The sequence below is a fragment of the Kribbella antibiotica genome (assembly GCF_004349055.1).
Classification (GTDB): domain Bacteria; phylum Actinomycetota; class Actinomycetes; order Propionibacteriales; family Kribbellaceae; genus Kribbella; species Kribbella antibiotica.
This window is the reverse complement of sequence record NZ_SMKX01000112.1, coordinates 1-21,888: the sequence shown is the minus strand read 5'-3', so window position 1 is coordinate 21,888 and position 21,888 is coordinate 1. Positions and strand designations below refer to the sequence as shown.

17 protein-coding genes are annotated in these 21,888 nt (G+C 67.0%); 7 read left to right on the top strand and 10 right to left on the bottom strand.

The window, feature by feature from the left end:
* Positions 1 to 5: 5 nt before the first annotated feature.
* Positions 6 to 1,247 carry an ABC transporter substrate-binding protein gene (locus E1263_RS29815; RefSeq protein ID WP_132173360.1) on the bottom strand — a complete coding sequence of 414 codons (1,242 nt, stop codon included), beginning with the start codon at positions 1,245 to 1,247 and terminating at the stop codon, positions 6 to 8.
* 9 nt (positions 1,248 to 1,256) lie between these two features.
* Positions 1,257 to 2,456 carry a hypothetical protein gene (locus tag E1263_RS29810; RefSeq protein ID WP_132173358.1) on the bottom strand — a complete coding sequence of 400 codons (1,200 nt, stop codon included), beginning with the start codon at positions 2,454 to 2,456 and terminating at the stop codon, positions 1,257 to 1,259.
* A 114-nt stretch (positions 2,457 to 2,570) separates the two neighbouring features.
* Between E1263_RS29810 and E1263_RS29805 the strand changes: the two genes are divergently transcribed.
* Together E1263_RS29805 and E1263_RS29800 are read left to right on the top strand one after the other, a co-directional pair.
* The gene (locus E1263_RS29805) at positions 2,571 to 4,328 is read left to right on the top strand and encodes a glycoside hydrolase family 36 protein (protein WP_132173356.1); all 1,758 of its coding nucleotides are present in this window, start codon (positions 2,571 to 2,573) and stop codon (positions 4,326 to 4,328) included.
* Positions 4,329 to 4,338: 10 nt separating this feature from the next.
* Positions 4,339 to 5,331: a LacI family DNA-binding transcriptional regulator gene (locus E1263_RS29800; protein ID WP_132173354.1), complete on the top strand. Its 993-nt coding sequence runs from the start codon at positions 4,339 to 4,341 to the stop codon at positions 5,329 to 5,331.
* Here the strand turns inward: E1263_RS29800 and E1263_RS29795 are convergent.
* Positions 5,280 to 6,485, bottom strand: coding sequence for an MFS transporter (locus E1263_RS29795; RefSeq protein WP_238161645.1), 1,206 nt, complete (start codon positions 6,483 to 6,485; stop codon positions 5,280 to 5,282). The genes E1263_RS29800 and E1263_RS29795 overlap by 52 nt on opposite strands.
* Before the next feature lie 68 nt (positions 6,486 to 6,553).
* Here E1263_RS29795 and E1263_RS29790 point away from each other — a divergent pair, with 68 nt between their 5' ends.
* Genes E1263_RS29790 through E1263_RS29780 form a run of 3 tightly spaced genes read left to right on the top strand, consistent with a single transcriptional unit; the run spans position 6,554 to position 9,183 of the window.
* Positions 6,554 to 7,531, top strand: coding sequence for an ArsR/SmtB family transcription factor (locus tag E1263_RS29790; RefSeq protein WP_132173352.1), 978 nt, complete (start codon positions 6,554 to 6,556; stop codon positions 7,529 to 7,531).
* The gene (locus E1263_RS29785; RefSeq protein WP_132173350.1) at positions 7,528 to 8,172 is read left to right on the top strand and encodes a hypothetical protein; all 645 of its coding nucleotides are present in this window, start codon (positions 7,528 to 7,530) and stop codon (positions 8,170 to 8,172) included. Before E1263_RS29790 ends, E1263_RS29785 begins: the two co-directional genes overlap by 4 nt.
* A 45-nt stretch (positions 8,173 to 8,217) precedes the next feature.
* Complete coding sequence (locus E1263_RS29780) at positions 8,218 to 9,183, top strand: EamA family transporter (protein ID WP_238161644.1); 966 nt, start codon at positions 8,218 to 8,220, stop codon at positions 9,181 to 9,183.
* 6 nt (positions 9,184 to 9,189) lie between these two features.
* On the opposite strand, the gene E1263_RS29775 is transcribed toward E1263_RS29780, so the two are convergent.
* From E1263_RS29775 to E1263_RS29755, 5 genes are all read right to left on the bottom strand, one after another.
* Complete coding sequence (locus E1263_RS29775) at positions 9,190 to 10,359, bottom strand: alanine--tRNA ligase-related protein (protein ID WP_132173346.1); 1,170 nt, start codon at positions 10,357 to 10,359, stop codon at positions 9,190 to 9,192.
* A 208-nt stretch (positions 10,360 to 10,567) separates the two neighbouring features.
* Positions 10,568 to 11,776, bottom strand: a complete 1,209-nt coding sequence (locus E1263_RS29770) for a glycosyltransferase family 4 protein (RefSeq protein WP_132173344.1) — start codon at positions 11,774 to 11,776, stop codon at positions 10,568 to 10,570.
* On the bottom strand, positions 11,773 to 12,996 hold the full coding sequence (locus E1263_RS29765) for a M48 family metallopeptidase (protein ID WP_238161642.1): 1,224 nt from the start codon (positions 12,994 to 12,996) through the stop codon (positions 11,773 to 11,775). Before E1263_RS29765 ends, E1263_RS29770 begins: the two co-directional genes overlap by 4 nt.
* Entirely contained in the window at positions 12,989 to 14,497 is a 1,509-nt protein-coding gene (locus E1263_RS29760) for a hypothetical protein (protein WP_132173342.1), read from the bottom strand. Before E1263_RS29760 ends, E1263_RS29765 begins: the two co-directional genes overlap by 8 nt.
* 98 nt (positions 14,498 to 14,595) lie before the next feature.
* Positions 14,596 to 15,648, bottom strand: a complete 1,053-nt coding sequence (locus E1263_RS29755; protein WP_132173340.1) for a C40 family peptidase — start codon at positions 15,646 to 15,648, stop codon at positions 14,596 to 14,598.
* 267 nt (positions 15,649 to 15,915) lie between these two features.
* Here E1263_RS29755 and E1263_RS29750 point away from each other — a divergent pair, with 267 nt between their 5' ends.
* A complete protein-coding gene (locus E1263_RS29750; protein WP_132173338.1) occupies positions 15,916 to 18,156 on the top strand; it encodes an ATP-binding protein in 2,241 nt (746 codons plus the stop codon).
* A gap of 149 nt (positions 18,157 to 18,305) precedes the next feature.
* Here the strand turns inward: E1263_RS29750 and E1263_RS29745 are convergent, their stop codons facing one another.
* Both E1263_RS29745 and E1263_RS29740 read right to left on the bottom strand, forming a co-directional pair.
* The gene (locus E1263_RS29745) at positions 18,306 to 18,593 is read right to left on the bottom strand and encodes a hypothetical protein (protein WP_238161640.1); all 288 of its coding nucleotides are present in this window, start codon (positions 18,591 to 18,593) and stop codon (positions 18,306 to 18,308) included.
* A 69-nt stretch (positions 18,594 to 18,662) separates the two neighbouring features.
* Positions 18,663 to 19,970 (bottom strand): NYN domain-containing protein, encoded by a 1,308-nt coding sequence (locus tag E1263_RS29740; protein WP_132173336.1) that lies wholly within the window; start codon positions 19,968 to 19,970, stop codon positions 18,663 to 18,665.
* A gap of 192 nt (positions 19,971 to 20,162) precedes the next feature.
* On the opposite strand from E1263_RS29740, the gene E1263_RS29735 reads away from it, so the two are divergent.
* Positions 20,163 to 21,888, top strand: a 1,726-nt coding sequence (locus tag E1263_RS29735; RefSeq protein ID WP_132173334.1) for a DEDD exonuclease domain-containing protein, incomplete at its 3' end; no start/stop codon positions are given.

The following is a 21,888-nucleotide window of genomic DNA, read 5'->3' as shown; positions in this document are numbered from 1 at the left end:
CTCCGTCACTTCTTCAGCGCCGCCGTGCACTTGTCGGAAAGTTCCGGAAGGATCTTGGCCACATCGTCCTTGCCCGTGCCCAGCGCGGTGTAGCTGTTCATCCCCTTCTCGGCGTCACCCGAGACCTGGTTCTCCTTGGCCACCGAGGGGCCGACGACACCAGTCTTCAGCGCGGTGGTGAACGCGGCCAGGTTGCGGTCGGCCGGCAGCACCTTCTCCAACGTCCCCACGGACGCTGCGATCACCGGTACGCCGAGGGCGGTGTTGCCCTGGATGAGCTGATCCTGCGCGACCTGCTGCGTGCCGGCGAATTCGACGAACTTCTTCGCCGTCTCCAACTGCTTGCCGGTCGCCTTCTTGCTGATCGCGAGCCCGTCGACCTCCATCTGGAATCCCTTGCCCGGCACCGGGACCAGCGTCCAGTTCGGCTTGCTGATCTTCGCGAAGTCGGCCACGGTCCACGGACCGAAGTCGCTGAACATGGCCAGCCGGCCGGCCGCGAACCACTGCGCCTGGTCCTGACCCTGGATATCGGTCGAGGTCGGCGCCGACTTCTGGTTCTGCAGATCGACGACGTACTGCGCGGTCTTGACTCCGGTCTCGTCGCCGAAGGTGCAGGCGGTCCCGTCGGCGTTGTAGTAGGTGCCGCCGGCCGCGGTGAGCCAGCCGCGGTAGTACAGGTTGCTCGACCCGAAGACCCGCGCCTTGCCGTCACCGTGCGACAGCTTGGCGGCCAGCGTCTTGAACTCGTCGAGCGTCAGCGGTGTCGTTGCGCTCGGCAACGGGATTCCGGCGGCCTTGAAGGCGTCCACGTTGATCGCCATCACCTTGGGCTTGGCCGCGAACGGCATCGCGTAGTACTTGCCCTCGAACTGCAGCGCCGACGAGATGTTCGGCTGGACGTACTTGCCCGGATCGACCTGCTGCTCGGCGAAGCTGGACACGAATCCGGCCAGGCTGTTGTTGCTGATCTCCATCACGGTCGACTGGGTGCCACCGGCGATCGAGGTCAGGACCTTCTGCTCGTAGTCGGCCTGGATCCAGTTGGTGGTCACCTTGGTGCCGGGGTTGGCCTTTTCGAACTCGGCGGCGATCGCTTTCAGCGAGGCCGCCTCGGAGTTCGTGCCCCAGAACGAGAACGTGATGGCGGCGGAGTCGCTGTTGGTGTTGCTCGCAGGCTGGCTGGTCGTCGCGCAGCCCGCGGCGAGCACAAGCGCGGCGGCGGCTGGGATCAAACGGAGCTTCATGAGGGGTCCTTAAACGGTGAACCGGACTGTCTGGCCCGGTTCGAGGGGATGTGTTTCGGCACCGACCGTCACCGGCAGCGCCCCAGGTCCGCTGTGCACGGTGACTTCGGTGGCCTGCCGGGCCTCCTGCGTGATGCGCAGGTCCCAGTCACCGACCCGCACGTGATCGGCGGTGAGCCTGGTGACTTCGGCGGGCAGGTGGGACTCGATGGACAACGCGCTTCCGGCAGCGGGGCGGAGTCCGAGCAGACCGGCAACCAGGTGTTCGACGACGGTGAACGAGATCTCCGGATAGTCGTCCCGACTGTCGATCAGATGCTTGGTCCAGCGCCAGGCCGACTCGTCGCGCCCGTACTTGAACAACAACTCGGGGTAGTAGCTCAACGACTCGATGTTCTTCGGCGGATCGTCGTTCATCTTCGACTCGAGCCAGTCGAGAGACTGCTCGTTGCCACCTAGCCCGAACAGCGGAGCCAGCGTGTGCGACTCCAGCCCCCAGTCGAAGTCCAGGCCGTCCTTGGTGACACCGCGTGCGTAGTGATCACCACCCCACCACGTCTCGTACGTCGCCTGGATCCGATCCGCCTCCGCGTCCCGCCCCAGCCTCCGCAGTACGGCGTAGTGCGTCGCGAGCCCGTCGCCCGCGATCAGGAGTGGCGCCTCGCGCTCGTTGTAGGTCGCGGTCCCGAGGAAGATGTCGGCCGTACCACCGGCCTCCGGAATGCCGTCACCATCGGCATCGTGAGCCGTCACGAACTCGCCCACACTCGTCTCGTAGTACGCCGCGAGATCAGGATCGTCGAGCCAACGGCGGTCGCCGGTCCAGTCGTACTGGTCCAGCGCCCGGTAGCAGAGGTCGAACACCGCGGGGATCTCCCGGACGAAGTGTTCGTCGTTGTGATAGTCGAGCGCCGCGATCCGGCCGTCGAAGTGGAACGCCCAGATCGGGAACCATTTCCGCGCCGGGGTCGCCGAACGGGCGAAATGCCGGAACATCGCGAAGTTCTCGGCATCCAGGCCGAGCAGGTGCGCGCCGGCCGCCTGATGACAGATGTCGCGGGAGTAGAACATGTCCCGGGACGGGTAGCCGGCCCAGTACGACGGCAGGTTGCCGGGCGCAGCGTCAGTCTGGACCCAGTCCAGCGCACGCCGGGAGGCCCAGGCGAAGGCCTCCTCGACATAGCCGGAGTCGGAGCTCACAGTGAGCACTTGATGCTCCTCGGAGATCGGGTATTAGCGGTAAAATTTCCTTGCTAAAGTAAACACCCAGACCAATTCCGTCAATACTTCAGTCCGGCTCGTTTTAGCGCTATAGTCGCCGCCGTGACGAGCTTTGAGATCCGCTCCCCCGACGCTGGCGTGCACCGGACCGGTACGGCGACCGGCGCCCGATCCGTGACTGAGCTGCCGGCCGCTGAGCCCGGCGTACTGCGCTTCGAGGTGGTCGCGGATGGCGGCCCGGTCACGATCCGCTGGACCTGGCCAACCGGCTCGGCCGTGACGTTGTGGCGGGCCTCGCAAGGCGCGCGGCGCGAGCTCCCCACCGACTGGGGATCGCGCCGCCGCATCCACTCGGTCCGCTCCGCGCCGGTCGGCAGCCTCGTGGACGACCAGGACCGCAGCCTGCTGACCGTGGCGTTGTCGGCGCACGTTCGCGGCAGTGAGTTCGCGATCGGGGTGCACGAGGAGACCGCCGAGCAGCTGATCGAGCTGGTTGCCGATGACATCGAATCCACTGACGGCGTGACCAGCTTCGTCCTGCGGGTCGATCTGCGCGACGTCCATTTCGCCGAAGCCCTGCGCGGCGTCACCACCGCCTGGGCCGACGAGCTCGGTGACCGAGTGGCCGCCGTACCGGGGATTGCCCGGCAGGCCATGTACTCCACCTGGTACAGCGACCACCAGCACGTGACCGCTGCGACCGTCGAACACCACGCGGCCGCGAGTGCGGCGTACGGGTGTGCGGCGATCATCGTCGACGACGGCTGGCAGACGGACAGTACGGCGCGCGGCTACGCGTACTGCGGTGACTGGGAGCCGACGAGCAGCAAGTTTCCGGACATGACTGAGCATGTGCGCCGAGTGCATGAGCTGGGACAGCGCTACGTGCTGTGGATCGCGCCCCCGCTGATCGGCGTGCACTCCAAGGCTTGGGAGCGGCTGAAGCACCGCACGCTCGGTTTCGTCGACGGCGAGGTCGTAGCGGTCCTGGACCCGCGCTACCCCGAGGTCCGCGAGCACCTGGTCGAGTGTCGTGTCCGTCCGGTGCGCGACTGGGGTGTCGACGGGCTGAAGATCGACTTCATCGACTCCTGGGCGTGGGAAGGCCCGATGCCTGATACGCCCGGCCCCGATGCGCCCGGCGCTGACTGCACATCGATCGATGAGGGCGTGGAGCGGTTGCTGCAGGCGGTCCGGGATGAGGTGCAGCGGCTGCGGGACGACGTACTGATCGAGTTCCGGCAGGACTACGTCAACCCGCGGCTGTGGCAGTTCGGCACCTTCCTGCGGGCCGGCGACTGCGCCATGGACCCAGTGGAGAACCGCGTCCGCACCATCGACAGCCGTCTGCTCGCCGGGGATCGCGCTGTGCACTCCGACATGCTCATGTGGCATCCGTCGGCCACACCGGAGACGGTGGCTCAGCAGTTCATCGGTGCGCTGTTCAGCACGGTGCAGGTATCCATGGAGCTCGAGGCGCTGCCACCTGCGCACGACCGCGTCGTCCGGTACTGGCTGGGCTTCCTGAGCGAACACTTCGACGTACTGCAGCACGGCGTACTGCTGCCGTCGCGGTCTGACGCCCGCTACACCCAGGTCAAGGCAGTGAACGCAGCGACAACGCTGGTGGCAGCGTTCACCAACCCGTTGGTGCAGTTGACCGAGACAGACCGCTCGGTGGTGCTGGTGAACGGCGGCAGCGAACCGCGACTCCTCGTCGAAGGTGCGGGCCCCGGCCCGGTCGACCTCGTAGTGTCTGACTGTTCGGGCGCCGAGCTCTACCGCCGTACGACGACTCCACCTGGCCTGTGGGTGATCGACGTACCGGTCGCCGGGGTCGCCCGCATCGAACAGAGCTGAGGGGGCTGGGATGGTGCAACGACCACGCCGTACGACGGTTGCCGATGTCGCCCGGCTGGCGGGGGTGTCCGCGATGACGGTGTCGAACGTGCTCAACGCACCGCACCGGGTGAGCGAGCCGACCGTCCGGACAGTGCAGGCGGCGATCGACCAGCTCGGCTACATCCCGAACCACGCAGCCAGAGCGCTCTCTTCGGGCCGCAGCCAGGTGATCGGCCTGCCGCTGTACGACGAGTTCAGCGAGGAGAACCCTGGTCTCAGCGGCTTCCTGCACGGTCTGCTCGACGGACTAGTCAGGGCCGCGGCAGTCTCGGGGTATGGCGTGCACGTGACCACGCCGACCGCGGGAGCAACCGAGATAGCGCTCTACGAGAAGCTGATCGCCGCTCGCCAGGTAGACGCGATCGTGGTCCTGGAGACGATGCCGAACGACGAGCGGATCGAGTTCCTCAGCCAGCGCCGCTTCCCCTTCGTCGCCTTCGGCCGCACCGGCCCGCACCACCGGCAGTGCTGGGTCGACGTCGACAACGAGTCCTCGATGGCCGGCATCGCCCGGCATTTGCGAGAGACCGGCAGAGAAAGCGCTCTCTACCTGAGAACGGACAGCTCGCTGCCCTGGGTCCACCAGCGCGAGGACGGCTTCGTCCGCGAGTTCCCGCACACCGTCGTTCGCTCGTTCCGCACGCTGGAGGAGCTCGACGCGTACGTGTCGTCGGAGAGCGCTCCCCCGGATGTTCTCGTCGCCGACAACGACGCCTTCGCCGTGGTCGCGATGCGCGCCCTGCAGCGGCGCGGCGTACGGGTCGGCGAGGACATCGCGGTCACCGGCTTCAACGACTTCCCGTTCGCCAGCATGCTGGACACACCGCTGACGACCGCCCGGATCCCCCTGCGCGACATCGCTTCCTGCCTCTTCGACCGCGCCCTGCTGGAGATCAGCGGCGACCCCGATCAGCCCGGCCGGCTCGTCACTGCACCACTGGTGGTTCGGTCAAGCGCCTGACGAGCAATCGCCAGCACGACGACCGTGCCGAGAACACCGGCCGCAGCGATGGTCAGGCTCGGTTTCAAGTACGTGCCGACGACACCGGCCAAGGCGATGCTCACTCCCTGAATCGCCATCAGGCCGCTGGTCTGCACGGTGAAGAGCCGACCCCGGTACGCCGGATCGGCCGCGTCCAGGATCATCGGATCGATCGCCTGGTTGAACGCGTACCCGGACCCGGCCACCGCGAGCAGCACCGCAGCCACCGGGACGGACGGCTCGGCGAGGAAGGCGATCGCGGGCAGCTGACTCGCCAACAACAGCGGGACGACCAGCCGGCGCCGTACGGAAGGAGCGAACCTTGCGACGACGAGCTCGCCGAGCACAGTGCCGGCCGCGTAACCGGTGAAGAGCGCTCCCGCCGCAGCCGGCGCAGCGCCGGTCTGAGCTGAGTAAGCGACCGCGAGCCCATCCGGAACCGACGAGAAGGCAGGCGCCACCCAGGTCAGCAGGATCAGCGGCCGCAGCCGCGGGTGCGCGAACAGGTGCCGCAGACCGCTCCACGAATCACGCACAGTACTGCGACCACGCTCGCCTGCCGGGGAGTACGGCGTACCGAATCCGATCAGGAGCGCCGAGACGAGGAAGGTCACCACGTCCACCGCAAGCAGCCAGGGCGCGCCGACCGCCGCAACTGCAGCCGCGCCGACGGCGAATCCGGTGAGCACGGTCAGCTGACTGATTGCCCGCAGCAACGATCTCCCAGCCGGGAACAAGTCGGCCGGCAGGAGGTGCGCCAGGCTGGCCGATCTTGCTCCGGTGAAGATCGGTGCGATCACGCCGGTGCCCAGCAACAACCCCAGCAAGGCTCCGACCGGCAGACCGGGGACCAGCATCAGCGCGATGCAGGCGGCGCTGAGGACATCGCAGATCACCAAGACCCGGCGGGCCGGGAAGCGGTCCGCGATCGACGACAGCAGGATGCCGCCGACGGCGTACGGGAGGAACGAGCAGGCCAGCACAAGGGCCGACAGCAACGGCGAGCCGGTGCGCTCGAAGATCAGGATCGACAGGGCGACCTGGGCGGCGATCGTGCCCAGCATGGAGACGGCGTGCGCCAGGAAGACATTGCGCAGACCGGGCAGACTCAGGACAGCTCGATAGGACCTCACCCGGCTCAGGTTGTCCGATCGCGGCCCGCCCGGCCTAGACTTTTGGTTGTGACCGAAAGTCCGATCGGATGACCGTGCTCCGCTTCACCCAGAGCGACACGTTGCGCTGCCGGTTCGGGTTGTCGCCGTTGTGGGAGACCGTGTCGGCCGTCCGCGTCCTGAACGGCGTCGAGCATCGCCCCATGTACGCGCCCTGGGCGGCTGCGAAAGCTGCCGCCGGCCTTGATCTGAGTGGGCTGAACGCGCTTCAGCCGCGCACCGGGTTCACGCCGGACTTCCTCACCCCACCACCGAAGGCATCGCGCGCCAAGATCAGCACCGAGCTGGCCCGGGTCCGCAGTACGCCGCTCGATCGGGTCCGGCGTGAGCTGACCCGCTCGCGGGACGAGTTCAGCAATCCCGGCGCACCCGAGATCGACCTGATGCTCGCCAACCCGGCCCGCGCTCGCGACCGACTCGCCGACGAGATCGAGAGTGCCTGGCACGCGCTGATCAAACCCGATTGGCCGACGATCAGCCGCGTTCTCGAGGACGACATCGCCTATCGCGGCAGCCAACTCACCGACGGCGGCCTGGTAGCACTCTTCGACGATCTGCATCCGACGCTGACCTGGTCCGACGACCGGCTGATCGCGGGCAACTACCGCGAGCCTGACCACAAGCTCGCCGGCCAAGGTCTCCTGCTGGTCCCCGGCGTCTTCGCCTGGCCGCACCTCGTGATGATCGTCGACCCGAACTACCAGCCGGCGCTCATCTATCCCGCTCGCGGCGCAGCCCGGCTCTGGTCCGACACGCCCGCTCCCCCGGATCCGTTGGCCCGCTTACTCGGGCGGACTCGGGCGACTCTGCTGGTCGCGCTCGATCCACCGGCCACGACCAGTGCGCTCGCTGCCGAACACGGGTTGGCGTTGGCCACGGTCGCTGAACACCTCGCGGCACTCCACGACGCGGGCCTCGCGACACGCCGTCGTACGGGTCATCGGGTGCACTACCGGCGTACCGAAGTAGGCCAGGCCGTCCTCGACGCCTCCATAATGGCGAGATGAACATGCGGCACACCCGGCGCTGGCCGGCTTCGCTCGCGGTGGTCGCCGTACTGGTCTTGCAGCTGCTGATCCCGACGCAGATCTCGACCTTCCCGCGCTGGGTGATGCCGGCGCTCGGGGCGCTGCTTCTGCTGCCGCTGGTGTGGATGAACCCGTTTCACCTGCGGCGCGACGAGCCCTGGCTGCGCTGGGTCGAGCTGGCGCTGCTGGCACTCCTCGTGCTGGCCAACGCGATCTATCTGGCTGAGCTGATCTTCTACCTGAATTCTGGTGCCGCCAACAACGGTCTGGTGCTGGTGAAGTCGGCCGCGCTGATCTGGGCGACGAACGTTGTTGCCTTCGGCGTCTGGTACTGGGAGGTCGACCGCGGTGGGCCCTTCGCGCGCGCCCCTGAGCACGGCCGCACCGAGGAACGGGCGGACCTGCTGTTCCCGCAGATGACGGTCGACCTGCCGGGCTGGAACAAGTGGATCCCTGGGTTCACCGACTATCTGTTTGTCGCCTTCACCGCCGCTACGGCGTTCAGCCCGACCGACACGATGCCGCTGACCGCCCGGGTGAAGGTGCTGATGGCGATCCAGTCGGCGATCGCTCTGCTGACCGTCGCGGTGGTCGCGGCCCGCGCGGTCAACGTCCTCTGAGATGGCTCTCGACAGCCATGTAATGGGCATGAGAACGTTATGCCCATGTACAGCACGAAGTCCGTGGGGCTCGGTTTTGCGCTCTTCTCGGCCGTCACGTTCGGCGGTTCGGGTCCGTTCGGCAAGGCGCTGATCGGCGCCGGCTTCACGCCACTGCAGGCTGCCTGGCTGCGGATCCTCGGCGCGGCGCTGCTGCTGGTTCCGCTCGTCCTGGTGCTGCGCGGCAGCGGGGGCCTGCGGTCGGCGCGAGCATCATGGAAGCCGCTGGTGCTGTACGGGCTGACCGGGATCGCCGGCTGCCAAGCACTGTTCTTCATCGCGGCCAGCCGGCTGCCGGTCGGGGTCGCGCTGATGCTCGAGTTCTCCGGTCCGGTGCTGGTGGTGCTGTGGCTCAAGTTCGGGCAGAAGGTCGCCGTACCGCGATCGGCCGCGATCGGTGTCGGGATCGCCCTGCTCGGTCTCGCCACGGTCGCCGAGATCTGGTCCGGGCTGACGATCGACCTGATCGGGCTACTCGCCGGACTCGCGGCCGCGGCCTGCCAGGCGACGTACTTCATCCTGATCGACAAACTGACCGGGGTCGCCGATCCACTCGTAATGACGGCTGCCGGCAGTGTCGTCGGCGCCGTACTGCTGACGCTGATCGCCCTGCCGTGGAATACGCCTTGGCACGTACTGGTCGAGAATGTCGCGATCGGCGACAGGCACGCGCCGGGCTGGCTGATGGCGGCCTGGCTGATCGTGGTCAGCACGGTGATCGCCTACATCACGGGAGCGGCCGCCGTACAGCGGCTGTCTGCAGCCATCGCAGGAGCCGTCGCGTACGTCGAGGTTGTCGCCGCATGCATTTTTGCGCTGCTCCTGCTGAACGAGCGGCTGACCACCAACCAGATCATCGGCGGTGTGATCGTGCTGATCGGTGCGTTCGTGGCCCAGTCGTCGGTGGGGAAGGTCGCTCCCCCGGAGGTGCCCCCCGTCCCCACCGAACAACTGGATGCCAGCCTCACCTGAGCCCAATCACCTGAGCATGTCCACCAGCTCGCGGGGCAGACCGTGCGTCTCGTGCAGGTACTCGTAGTCCGACTCGTCGAGCGACTTGTGGAATCGCTCGTGGCTGAGGATCTTGCGGCCCCGGTCGAGCAGGTTGCTGAACCGGATCTCCTCGTCGATCAGGATCCGCCGGACCAGCGTCACCGTCTCGCCCTGGTGGAAGTGGTTCAGCGTGTGCTCGAACAGCTCGATCGGCAGGTCGGACAGGCTGCTTGAGTCATCGCCCTGCCACAACAGGGTCAGCACACGGCGGATGAGCCGGCGCAGCACGTACCCGCGACCAGTGTTCGACGGGTGCACCCCGTCGCCGACGATCACGATGCTCGATCGCAGGTGATCGATCACGATCCGCTGCTCGTGGGTTTCGAGGCTCCACAGCTTCGGGATCTCGCGCATCCACGGCTCGAACAGCGAGGTCTCGTAGACGGAACCCTTGCCCTCCAACAGCATCGTGAGCCGCTCGAGGCCGAGCCCGGTGTCCACGTTCTGCTGCTGCAGCGTTTCGAGCGAGCCGTCGTCGTACCGGCGGTAACGCATCATCACGTGGTTCCAGATCTCGACCCACCGGTCGTCGGTGGTCGGCGTACCGGTCGGGTCACCGTCGCCGGTCCACACGAACATCTCCGAGTCCGGACCGCACGGGCCGGTCGGTCCGTTCGACCACCAGTTGTCGTCGGTGGTCAGCTCGATCGGCAGCCCGAGCTCCTGCCAAGTGCGCAGCGATTCCTGGTCGAGCGGGACCTGGGTGTCGCCGCTGAACACCGTCACGTAGAGGCGACTCGGGTCGATGCCGAAGCCCTCGGTCAGCAGCTCGTAACCCCAGCGGAGCGTCTGGCTGCTGCCGTAGTCGCCGAGCGACCACGAACCGAGCATCTCGAACACGGTCAGGTGCGTCGGGTCGCCGACCTCGTCGAGATCCGTCGTTCGCAGGCATCGCTGAATGCCCACGAGGCGGCGACCCATCGGATGCGGTTCACCCTCCAGGTACGGCGTCAGTGGATGCATGCCGGAGGTCGTGAAGAGCACCGGATCACCGAGGCGCGGGATGAGCGTGGACCCGGTGGTCGGGATGTGCCCGTGGTCTTGGAAGAAGTCGATGAAGGTTCGGGTGATCGTCTTCTGCAGCGTGGTGGTCATTGTCTCTGGTCCTTTGAAGAGAAGACCGGATCCGAGTCACCTGGCGTCAGAAACGACAAAACCGGCGAACCGTTTCCGGTCGCCGGTGGTGGAAGAAGATGTCAGGCAGCGGCAGCCGGAGAGCACGAAGCTCGTACGGCTGCTACGACACTGAACATCGGATGCATACGACGGAGCCTAGCACGGTGACACAGCACGACGGCCCCAGCTAGATGTCCAGCATTTCTCGCAGCGCGGCGCCGGCCTGCTGCCAGCTCCACTCGTTTTTGGCCCACTCCCGCCCGGCTGCGCCCATCCGACGCGCCTTGGCCGGATCGCTCAGCAATTCGGCGATCCGCACCCCCACCGCGACCGGGTTGTACGGGTCGACCAGGTAGCCGGTCTCCCCGTGCCGGACCGTGTCCGGGGTCCCACCGGAGTCGCCGATCACCACCGGCTTCCCCGTGGCCGACGCCTCCAGGGTGGCGATCCCCAGCGCCTCAGGCTCAAAGCCGAAGCGGCGCGTCCGGCTGGGCATCGCGAACACATCCGCAGCATCCAGGTACGGCGGAATGTCGGCCCAAGCGACCGGTCCCGTGAACACCACCGACTCCCGTACGCCGGTAGCCGTCGCCAGCTCCTCTAGCCGCGCGCGATCCGGTCCGCCGCCCACGAGCAAGAGCGTCGCGGAGGGCACCGCAGCCAGCACCCGCGGCCAAGCACGAATCAACGCGTCCTGCCCCTTCCGGGGAACGAGCCGCGAAACACAGGCCACAATCGGCACGCACTCCTCCGCGCCGCTTCCCACCCCCGCGCGTCCGATCCCCGGGGCTCCGTCCGCCGCAATCTCCTGCACTGGACGCACTGAGCCTCCTCCCCCGCGCGCCAGCCCCTGGCGAATCTCCGCTCCCCCGCGTCCCGGCCGGAAGCGCTCGGTGTCTACCCCGGGCGCCAACCGACGCATCCGGCGTACCGCATCCGGGGAGAGGGCCGGGGCGATCTGCTCAGCGCACCACGACGACACCGTCGTGAGGGTGTCGGCAGCATCGCCGATCCTCCGAAGGGCTTGCCTGGCACCGGGAACACCCGCCCACCAGGTCTCGTGACCGTGGCTGATGGCAACGATCCTCCGAGCCCCGGCTCGCCGCAACGCCGGCCCCATCAACCCCAGGGGTGCGGCCGCACCGAACAGCACGCGGTCGGCGCCGTACTGGTGCATGAGGCTGACGGCGCGCCGAGTGACCCGGCCGGTCGGGAGCAGCATCGACGCCCGATCGCGGATCACCGGGAACGGCAGACCCGCGTCGTACTGCGCATCGCCGGCCTCCCGCGATGTGTAGACGACCACGTCAGGCAGCTCATCGCACAGCGAGCGGACGAACGTCTCGATCCCACCTTGCCGCGGCGGAAAATCGTTGGTGACAACGAGAACCGTCATCGCGGCGGAACTGACGACCCATGCGCTGCCGCCCAGGCGCGCCCCATCGCGATCCGCTCCGGCCCGGTCGGGTGCGAGGCGAACATCCAGTACCGCCACCGGCTCGGCGTCAGCCCCGAGATGTTCGTGACCGACAGGTTGTGCTCCATCGCCACGAAGTTCTGCGGATCGTTCGTCAACCGCAGCGAGTGGTAGTCCGCGCGCGCCTCGATCCGCCGGCTGACCAGATTCTGCACCGGCCCGGAGACCGTCGTACCGATCGCGATCAACGCCAGCAACGCCGCCGTCCGGCGGGGATCCGCCATCCTTGCCCCGAGCAACGCTCCCAGCAGGACGACCCCGAAGGCCGCACCCAGTACGCCGATCAGCGTCCCATGCAGGACGTCGTCCTCAGCCGCGTGCCCGAGCTCATGTGCGACGACCAACCGCGTCTGGGCCGGCGGAGTCTGCTTCAGCAGCGTGTCGTAGACGACCAGCCGCCGCGTCGAACCGAAGCCGGAAACGTAGGCATTCAAGGCGGTTGTCCGCCGCGAAGCATCCGCGACCAGCACGTCCTCGACCGGGATGCCGTCATCCGCCGCGAGCTTCAGGAAGTCGTCGCGCTGCGCCCCGGCCGGCATCGAGGTGAAGTTGTTGAACCGCGGCTCGACCAGCACCGGATAAGCAAACGAAACCCCCAGCACCAGCAACGCCGTGATGATGGCCGCAGGCAACCACCAGGTCCTTTGGCGACGCCGCGCCAGGCCGATCAGGCAGATCGCGATCACAGCAACCGCCAGCGCGACCAGCAACCAGTTGACCGCGCGATCGCGAGCCCACAAACCCCACCCTTGCACCGACAACCCGTATCGCCGGCTGACCCGCTCAGCGAGAACGTCGGTGGGCAAGGTGATGAGACTGGTGAGCAGTCCGAGACCAGCGATCAGGACCGGTACGGCGACATACCACCGGCTGATGCGGAGAGCGTCGTACAGGCGTCGGCCGAGCGGGCTGAAGCCGATCACGATCGGGACCACGACCGACAGCACCCACGAGGTCGTTGACCACGGCAACAACTCGCTCCGGAACGCTTGCTGACGGGCGATTTCGGCCGGGCTGAAGTCCAGCGCCGGGTCCGGCTTCGGTAGATCGATCAGATGCCAGGGAGTCGTGGCAACAATCACCACGACCAGTGCGACCGCGAGTACGACGGCCGTCAGCCGCGGGGCCCTTTCAGGCACCAGCGAGCCGCTTGAGGTACTTCTGCCACTCAACAACGAACTCCTGCTCGGTCATCCCCAGGATCGACTTGAACTCATCGGCCAGCCCAGCGGTGCTCTTCGACGCATGCACCGCACGATAGAACTTCACCAACTGCGCCTGCCCCTCCCGCTCAGCGATCAGCCGGCAGGCCAGCCACGCGGACTCGTACGCCTGGGACAGATCGGCCGACGACGCAGCGAACGCGTTCGTATCAGGCAACGCCGCCGGAACCTTGCCCCCGCGGACCACCTTGAACAGTTCCTTCGCAGCCGACTCGTCCTGCACCGGCACAGCGGTGAACGCGACGTAGTCGGCGAAGCCCTCAGCCAGCCACAACGGCACCGGCGAAGCAGTCGCCGTCGACGCGACATGCGTGGTCTCGTGGGTCAGCACAATCCGCCGGCCCTGCTTACCGAGCTCCTCGAACAACTTCGGGTTGGCCACGATCCGCACCGGCGCACCGCTCTGCGGCTGGTCGAGCTCAGCCATCGTGACCGCGGCAATCTGCGTGTACGTATTAGGCGCGGCGCCGAGCACGCCCTCCATCTGCGACTGCTTGGCCGGCAGATAGACGACGACCTTCTGCGGCCACGCCTTGCCCCACACCTTGCTGACCGCAGTGACCGCCCGATCCGCGACTGTGACATAGGCCCTAGCCTGCGCTTCGGACTTCAGGCTGATCACCAGACTGCGATCACCCTTGGCCACATCAAGCGCGCCGAGCGTCCACACCGGCCGCCGCTGACCCGCAACGAAGCGCTCCGAGAACGAAGCGGCGTACGTCTTCCCGTCCCGCGTGACAAAGGTGACCGGAAGAATCGCGCGCGCCGGCTTCACGTCGTACCCGACGAGTTGCCACGAAACCTCGACCTGCGCAAGCCAGGACGCCGTACCGCCGAGCTCCGCCGTACGATCCGGGGTCAGCGCGCCGATGTCGTCGCTCACGTAGCGGAACTGGAAGGTGCCGAGCGGAAGCTGCTCGAGGTTTGCGTAGATCGTCCGGGCGCTGGTCTTGAAAACCGTCGACCGCGGGTCGATGGTGTCGAGGAAGTCGCTGCGGCTCTTACTCTTCACCGCGTCAGCCATCGCCTGCAGTACGGCGCCACCGTCCGTAGCGCGCTGAACACCAGCCGCTGCTTCGTCATCGGGCGATGTCGAAGTCTGCGGATCACTCGCACCGACCGGCGCATTCGGATCAGCGGGCGCATCGGCGATCTGGCGGAGACCGGCGTAACTTGCGCCAGCCACCAGACAGACGGCCAGGCCGATCGCGACCTTCTTGACGATCGCACCGGTGAAAGGTGACGGTTTCGGCTCCGCGGGTCTGAGCTCGTCGGGCCTGAACTCGTCCGGTCTGAGCTCGCCCGGCCTAGGCGCGTCCGGCACGGGCTGCTCGACGGCAGGCATCGGCACCGTATCGCCCTGCTCGTCGATCACTTCGACCCCTCGCTGCTCACCTGCCCCAGTCAGGCGCGACACTGCGTGCCTCCTCCGAGAGTAGAGCACTTGGACGGTCGTGAAACGACTCGGCTCCGGGGTCGAGACCCCGGAGCCGATGAGTATCGCAAGCGGACGGGTCAGCCCGGCCGGATGGCCGAGTTGAACGGCATCGTGTCGATCGACGACGTCTCGACGCTCTTACCCGGCCGCGGTGCGTGCACCATCCTGCCGTTGCCGATGTACATACCGACGTGGCTGATCGGCTGGTAGTAGAAGATCAGGTCGCCCGGCATCAACTGGCTCTTGCTGACGCGCCTGCCTTCGTTCGCCTGCGCCTTCGAGGAGTGCGGCAGCGAAACGCCGGCCTTGCCCCACGCGTACAGCATCAGACCTGAGCAGTCGAACGAGCTCGGGCCTTCAGCGCCCCACACGTAGGGGTCACCCAGCTGGTTCATCGCGACTGCGACAGCCTGCCCGGCGCGACCGTTGGCCGGGACCGGCATGTCGTCGTCCATCCGGTCGCCGTCACGGCTCGGGCGCTCCTTGCGGGCCTTCTCGGCCTCCGCGTCGTTCTCAGCCTGGATCCGCGCACGCTCGGCGTCGCTGAGCTTGCCGAGCACCTTCTGTGCGGCGTCAAGGTTGCCCTTGGCCTCTGCGATGAGCTTGCTCTGCTGCGCCTGAACGGCCTGCAGCGAAGCGAGCTCGCTCTGCGCGCTGGCCTGGAGGTCGGTGACCTTGCCCTGGGCGTCCTGGAACTTACGGAGCACCGAGGTCTGCTGCCCGGCGAAAGCCTGGGCAGTCGACGCCTGGCTGAGGAACTGGTCCGGGTTCTGCGAGAGCAGCAACTGAGCCGTCGTCGACATCCCGGAAGTCTGGTAACCGGCGACCGCAAGCGAACCGATCTGCCGCTTGACCTTGTCGACCTGGGCCTGCTGCTTGTTCACAGCGGCCTGCAAGGCCTTCAAACGCGCCTGGGAGGCAGTGATCTCACCACGCAGGTCGTTGGCAGCCTCACCGGCTTCTTCAGACTTGTGCTGCAGAGCGGCAACCTGCTTCTTCGCCTCTTCCAGCGTCGGCTTCGGATCTGCTCCGGCTCCCGACTGGATGAACAGCACACCCGCTACGACTGCGGTGCTGGTGATGGCGGCGAGGGCAATTCCTCTGGTGCGGTTGAAGCGTCCGGTGGACACAGCCCGGTCGGTCCCTTCCTCTGCTCGACGCCGTCCCCGTCAACCACGCCGGTACTACAGGCTTAACGCCTGAACCACCCGCGAGGTCACTCCCTCGGCTTCCGCGCTGCCCGGTCGGTCCTAACAACCAACACCGTGAGGCAACAGGACGTAACAGTAGTGATCGTTTCGTGACCGGTGCAATTCGCCCCTCGGGTTTGATCCAAACTTAACGTCGATTGTGGTCTGGACAGGAGGCTACGATGCCCTCTCCACGAACCTGGGGGTGTGGTGACCGAGATCGGTCGGCAAGTACGTGCACTACGGCAACGCTCCGGCTTGACGCAGGAAGAATTGGCCGACAGATCAGCCCTTTCCGTTCGTTCCTTACGAGATCTCGAAGGCGGTCGCGTCGCCAAGCCGCGCTCCCGCACGATCCGCCAGATCGCCGATGCGCTCGAACTACCCGCCGACGAAGAGCGCCAGCTACTCGCGTTACTCACCGATGAATCCCCCGAGCCAGCGCCCTCGACCTCGTCGCCGACCGAGCGAATCTCCCAGCTACCGGCCGATATCGCGAACTTCACCGGCCGCTTCGCCGCCCTCCGCGACCTCGATCTACTCGTCGCCGACGAGCCAGGCTCACGCACTGTGGTCATTTCCGCGATCGGCGGCGCCGGCAAGACCGCACTCGCCATCCATTGGGCGCACGGAGTGTCCACTCGGTTCACCGGCGGACAGCTGTACGTCGACCTCCAAGGCTTCGCACCCGGCCAGTCGCCCCTGGATCCCGCCGAAGCGCTCAGTCGCTTCCTGACCGCACTCGGCGTCTCGCGAGCCGAGCAGCCGATCACACTCGACGAACGCTCAGCCCTGTTTCGCTCAATGGTCGCCGATCGCCAGTTGCTGCTGATCCTTGACAACGCAGCAACTGCGGCTCAAGTACGCCCGCTCCTCCCCGGCTCCTCCACCTGCGCCACCCTGATCACCAGCCGCGATCACCTGACCGGACTCGTCGCCCGCGACGGCGCAACCGCCGTCCAACTCGACGCCCTGGCCGAATCCGAAGCAGGCGAGCTCCTCCGCCGCATCCTCGGCGATGCTCGCGTCGACACCGACCGCCCCGCTACCGCCGAGATCATCCATTTATGCGGCCGGCTCCCCCTGGCGCTCCGCGTCGTCGCAGCCAACCTCGCGTTCGACAAACACCGCTCGCTGCGGGACGCCGCCACCGAACTCGCCGCAGCCGATCGACTCGATCAGTTGTCGCTGCCCGACGATCCCGCAGCTTCGGTCCTCCCTGCGTTCGAACTCTCCTACCGCCCGCTCCCTGACGACCTCAAGCTCCTGTTCCGCCGCCTCGGACAGCTACCTGGTTCGTCGTTCGGCGTCAACGTAGTCGCCTCACTGATGGCCGCGTCGGTCACCGGCGTCGACCGCCGACTCCGCCAGTTGGTGACGCTCAACCTGGTACAGGAACGCGGCAGCCAACGCTTCGCCTTCCATGACCTGCTCAAGTTGTTCGCGCAACGACTCCCAGACCCCGACGCCGCTGCTGGCCGACGCGCCTTGGACTACTACCTGCAGTCAGCCGACCGAGCCGGTCACTCTCTGCGCCCGCCTCGAGTGCGAACTCCGATCGATCCCGTGATGGACGGTGTCGTCCCCGAAAGCTTCAGTACGCCGGAAGCCGCGATTCGCTGGTGCACGGATGAGCTGACGAACGTTGCCGACGCCATCGACCTCGCGATGACAACCGGTGAGTTGCGGCATGCGGTTCAGCTGCCAACCGCCATGATCGACTACTTCCAGATCCACAGAGACTGGACGATCTGGCTAGCGACCCATGAACACGCCCTCGAGGCCGCCATACAGCTCGGCGACAAAGAACGCGAGGGCATCCTGCTCCGCGACATGTCCATCGCATACCTAGACCTTCGCGAGCACGACAAGGCACGGGAATTGCTGGACTCGGCCATCTCCATCGCCCGGGAAAACGGTCATCGCCTACCGCTGGCACGCGCATTGAGCACAGCCGGTGTCCGCGCGTACTACCTAGGTGACTACGACGCAGCGATCGCCCACTACGAAGAGTGCGCGGAGATCGCCGAGCAAGACGGCGACGAGTACGCAGCGATGCTCGCCGAGCTGAATACAGGCTTTGTCCATCTCCTCATCGAGGGCGTCGACGAGGCAAGAACGCTCTTCGAACGTGTGCTACCCACGAGCCGCCGACTCGGGCTGGCCGAGATCGAAGCCACGTGCACTGGCGCGCTCGCGGAGACGCTCCGGATGGGCGGGAACCTGGAACAGGCGTTGGTCATGTTTCGCGAATGCATCGCGATGACAGCCAAGATCAGCGATCTTGGGACGCAGATGCAGGCTCACGAAGCCGTTGGAAAGATACTCATCGAGCTTGAGCGGCCGGATGAGGCGAGGCTCGCCTACCGGTCGGCGGTGGAGACTGCTCAGCAGCTTGGGGATCCGCGGCTCGAGGAATTGCAGACCGCTTTGGAGCAGCTGGGTTAGACGGTCTGGTGGCGCGCTCACCAGTTCCGTTTCCGCGAGGCTTACTCAGCCCCAGTCCCATGCTTTTCTTCGATTATTGGAGGGCATGGCTTGAAACTACCGACGGTTGTTGCCGCTTGACAGGCAGTTGACCGGCAGCTCAGCGGCAGTCAGGTGCCGGTGGCCGTCTCCCCTGTGCCTATCCCTCCAATGCCTGCCCCGCCGGCGTTTGGCAGCACGGTGTCGACCGCGTGCACCAAGCGCAGCGGTGGGACCAGGCCGGATTCGGCCAGGGCGTCGAGCGCGGCGCGCTCGCCGTCATCAAACTCCAGAGTGTCGATCTGGAAGGTTTTGGCGCGTTCGGCGGCGAAGCCGAGCACCACTGTCACCACGCAGTCCTGGCAGCCCGGACCACGCATCACACAGGCGTCGCAGTCGATCAGCACAACGTCCTCCAAAGGGGGAACCTCCCGGACTTGCATCCGGCTGAGGAGGACGCTAGAGAAGGCCGCCGACAGTTTTTGCGATCAGGCCCGGGCGATGCGCGTAATCAGCGCAGTTGCGGACAGTGAACGCGCGCCCAACCTACCGACGCTCTCAGCAACCTCACGGTCGCTGGAGACAACCACGATCGGACGCCCCGGAGGCTCGGCGCGAACCAGTTGCCGGATCACCTCATCGGCGATCACACCGGCCGGACTAAAGCGCACCCGCACCCCACGCGGCGGATTCAGCTGAACCGGCCCAGACAGCTCGGCGCCATCAAAAACAACCGTTACTTCGATGCGGCGTTGTGCCACCAGCGCGCCCAGAGCCGTGACCAGCCGTTGGCGTTGTGAGTGCAGTGGCGTGGTCGGCCAGACGGTCTTGGTGACGTTGTACCCGTCGATGATCAGATGCACCTGCGGCAGCGCCAGCAACTCGTCGAACAGCGCCGGATCGTTCTCCGGTGCGATCCGCCCCACCGGCTCCGCCTCAGGCTCCCGCCCAGCCACCGTGTCGGCCGGGCGGAGCTCACCACCCGGTGGAAGCGCCAGTTCGCGGCGTAGACCGCTCGCGGCCTCGATCACGGTGTCCAGCAACAACCGGGTACGCGTAGACGCCAGCTCGCGCTCTTGGCCCGCCGTACGGCGTGCTGCGTGTTCGACTGCCTCGAGCTCGGTGATGCGTGCGCGAAGCCGGCGCATGTCGCGCTCGACCTCACCCCGGGCAGCTTCAACGCGCTGATCGGCTGTCTCTGCCTCGGTCGTGCGCTGCTCAAGGTCGCTCTGCAGGCCCGTGATCCGCTGCCGGGCCTCGTTGAGCTTGCGGCGCAGAGTGACGTTCTCGGCCTTGAGCTCATTGACCTGCTCGCGGAGCCGCTCGCGCACTTGGCGCGTCTCGGTCCGCGCCTGATCGAGCTGATCCGACAACCGGGCGACGGCCTCGTCGTCAGCGCGCGGGACCTCGACCGGCAACTGTGCGGCCGCAGCAATCCGCTGCTCCCACTCGTCCGGGCGCAGCAGGTACGCCAGAGCGGCGACCTCCACCGGGTCCGCAGCCGGTACGGCGATGCCTTCGGCGACCGCATCACCCAGCTCCGCGTGCTCCCGCCGTACCTGGAAGGCGGTGAGCCGGCGGAAGTGGTCGTCGGTCTCGAGGATCGGGCCGAGGACGGACGCCGAGAGCTTGGCGCGCTTGGCCGGAGCGAAGCTCGCGAACCGGCGCAGTGGCGCCGGGACATCGGTCGCGGGGAGCTGGCCGAGCGCGTGTGCGGCAAGAGTCAGGACTCGTTGCCGGACCGGTTCGGGCAAAGTCGTAGCGGCGGAGCTCGCGGCGGTGCCTGCCTCAGTCACCGGTCCGCAGTCCGGCTGGAGTGACGGCCACCGCACGCGGCCCGTGATGCAGACCACAACGAACCGGCCGGAAGGCCTGCCTCCTTCGAAGGCTCAGTTCGGTGATCGCCTGTGTACGCATACCAAGAGCGTAGTCGACGCACTCGCGTGTCAGCTGCGGAATTGTCGGTGGCGGCTCTTAGCGTCGTGGCCATGACCAGCCCGCCGCTGCCGATCCGTGGGGTCCAGCCGAGTTTCGACGACCTCGGGACCCCGCTGCACTCCATCACGTTCTGCGTGGTCGACCTGGAGACGACCGGCGGCGCGCCCGGTGCTTCCGGGATCACCGAGATCGGCGCGGTGAAGGTGCGGGCCGGTGAAATCATCGGCGAGTTCCAGACCCTGGTGAATCCGGGCGAGCCGATTCCGGCGTTCATCGCGGTGCTGACGGGCATCACCAACCCGATGGTTGCCTCGTCACCCCGGATCGACTCGGTGCTGCCGGCCTTCCTCGAGTTCGCCCGCGGCTGCGTGATGGTGGCGCACAACGCGCCGTTCGACATGGGGTTCCTCAAGCACGACAGCCTCGTGCACGGATACGACTGGCCCGACTTCACCGTCGTCGACACCGCACTGCTCGCGCGCCGCGTGATCACGCCGGACGAAGCCCCCAACTGCAAGCTCGGCACACTGGCCAAACTGTTCCGCACCACCACGACCCCGAACCACCGAGCCCTGTCCGACGCCCGCGCCACCGTCGACGTGCTGCACGGACTGTTCGAGCGGGTCGGCTCCCTCGGCGTACAGACGCTTGAGGACCTGCAGACCTTCAACTCGCGCGTCGCCCCAGCGGTCCGCGCCAAGCGGCATCTGGCCGAGTCGTTGCCGCATGCACCTGGTGTGTATCTCTTCACCGACGACCGCGGCGAGGTCCTGTACGTCGGCAAGTCGAAGGACCTGCGTAATCGCGTCCGCTCGTACTTCACCGCGTCCGAAACCCGGAACCGGATCGGCGAGATGGTCGGGATCGCCACCTCCGTGCGCGGTGTTGAGTGCGGGACGGCGCTCGAGGCCGAGGTCCGGGAGCTGCGGCTGATCGCGGAGCACAAACCGCGGTACAACCGCCGGTCCAAGTTCCCGGAGCGGCAGCACTGGCTGAAGGTCACCGTCGAGCCGTTCCCACGGCTTTCGCTGGTCAAACAGGTGCGTGACGACGACGGCGGCTACCTCGGTCCGTTCAGCTCCCGCAAAACCGCCGAGCGCGCAATGGCCGCCCTGCACGAGGCGTTCCCGATCCGCCAGTGCACAGCGCGGATGTCGCGCACCCCCCGACTGTCGCCGTGCGTGCTGGCCGAGATGGGTCGCTGCGTAGCGCCCTGCGACGGCCGCATCTCCACCGACTCGTACGGCGAATTCGTCGACAACCTACGCACGGCGTTGACCGCCGACCCGACCCCCGTGATCGATGCCCTGGACCGGCGCATCGACGTACTGTCCGCCGACGAGCGCTTCGAAGACGCCGCGGTGCAACGGGACCGGTTGAGCGCCTTCGTCCGGAGCTCGGCACGGATGCAACGAATGGCTTCGGTGACGAGCTGCGCCGAGATCTGCGCGGCCCGGCGTACCGACGACGGCGGCTGGGAGCTGCACGTCATCCGCCGCGGCCGCCTCGCCGCAGCCGGCATCAGCCCACGCGGGACAGACCCACGGCGCTACCTGGACATGCTCCGAGCCTCCGCCGAAACCGTGCTGCCCGGCATCGGGCCGGTCGCCAGCGCGTCTCCCGAAGAGATCGACCTGGTGCTGCGCTGGCTCGACCAGCCCGGCGTCCGCCTAGTCGAGATGGACGGCACCTGGACCTGTCCAATCACCGGCGCCGGCCGCCACCTCACCCGCATCGACAACGCCACCGCCGACCTCCACCACCCCGCCGAACGCC

Excerpts from the sequence above, each read along its gene's own strand:
- E1263_RS29775 (WP_132173346.1), bottom strand. The coding sequence starts at position 10,359 with ATGACCACCACGCTGCAGAAGACGATCACCCGAACCTTCATCGACTTC.
- E1263_RS29815 (WP_132173360.1), bottom strand. The coding sequence starts at position 1,247 with ATGAAGCTCCGTTTGATCCCAGCCGCCGCCGCGCTTGTGCTCGCCGCG.
- E1263_RS29785 (WP_132173350.1), top strand. The coding sequence starts at position 7,528 with ATGAACATGCGGCACACCCGGCGCTGGCCGGCTTCGCTCGCGGTGGTC.
- E1263_RS29770 (WP_132173344.1), bottom strand. The coding sequence starts at position 11,776 with ATGACGGTTCTCGTTGTCACCAACGATTTTCCGCCGCGGCAAGGTGGG.
- E1263_RS29780 (WP_238161644.1), top strand. The coding sequence starts at position 8,218 with ATGTACAGCACGAAGTCCGTGGGGCTCGGTTTTGCGCTCTTCTCGGCC.
- E1263_RS29800 (WP_132173354.1), top strand. The coding sequence starts at position 4,339 with ATGGTGCAACGACCACGCCGTACGACGGTTGCCGATGTCGCCCGGCTG.
- E1263_RS29790 (WP_132173352.1), top strand. The coding sequence starts at position 6,554 with ATGACCGTGCTCCGCTTCACCCAGAGCGACACGTTGCGCTGCCGGTTC.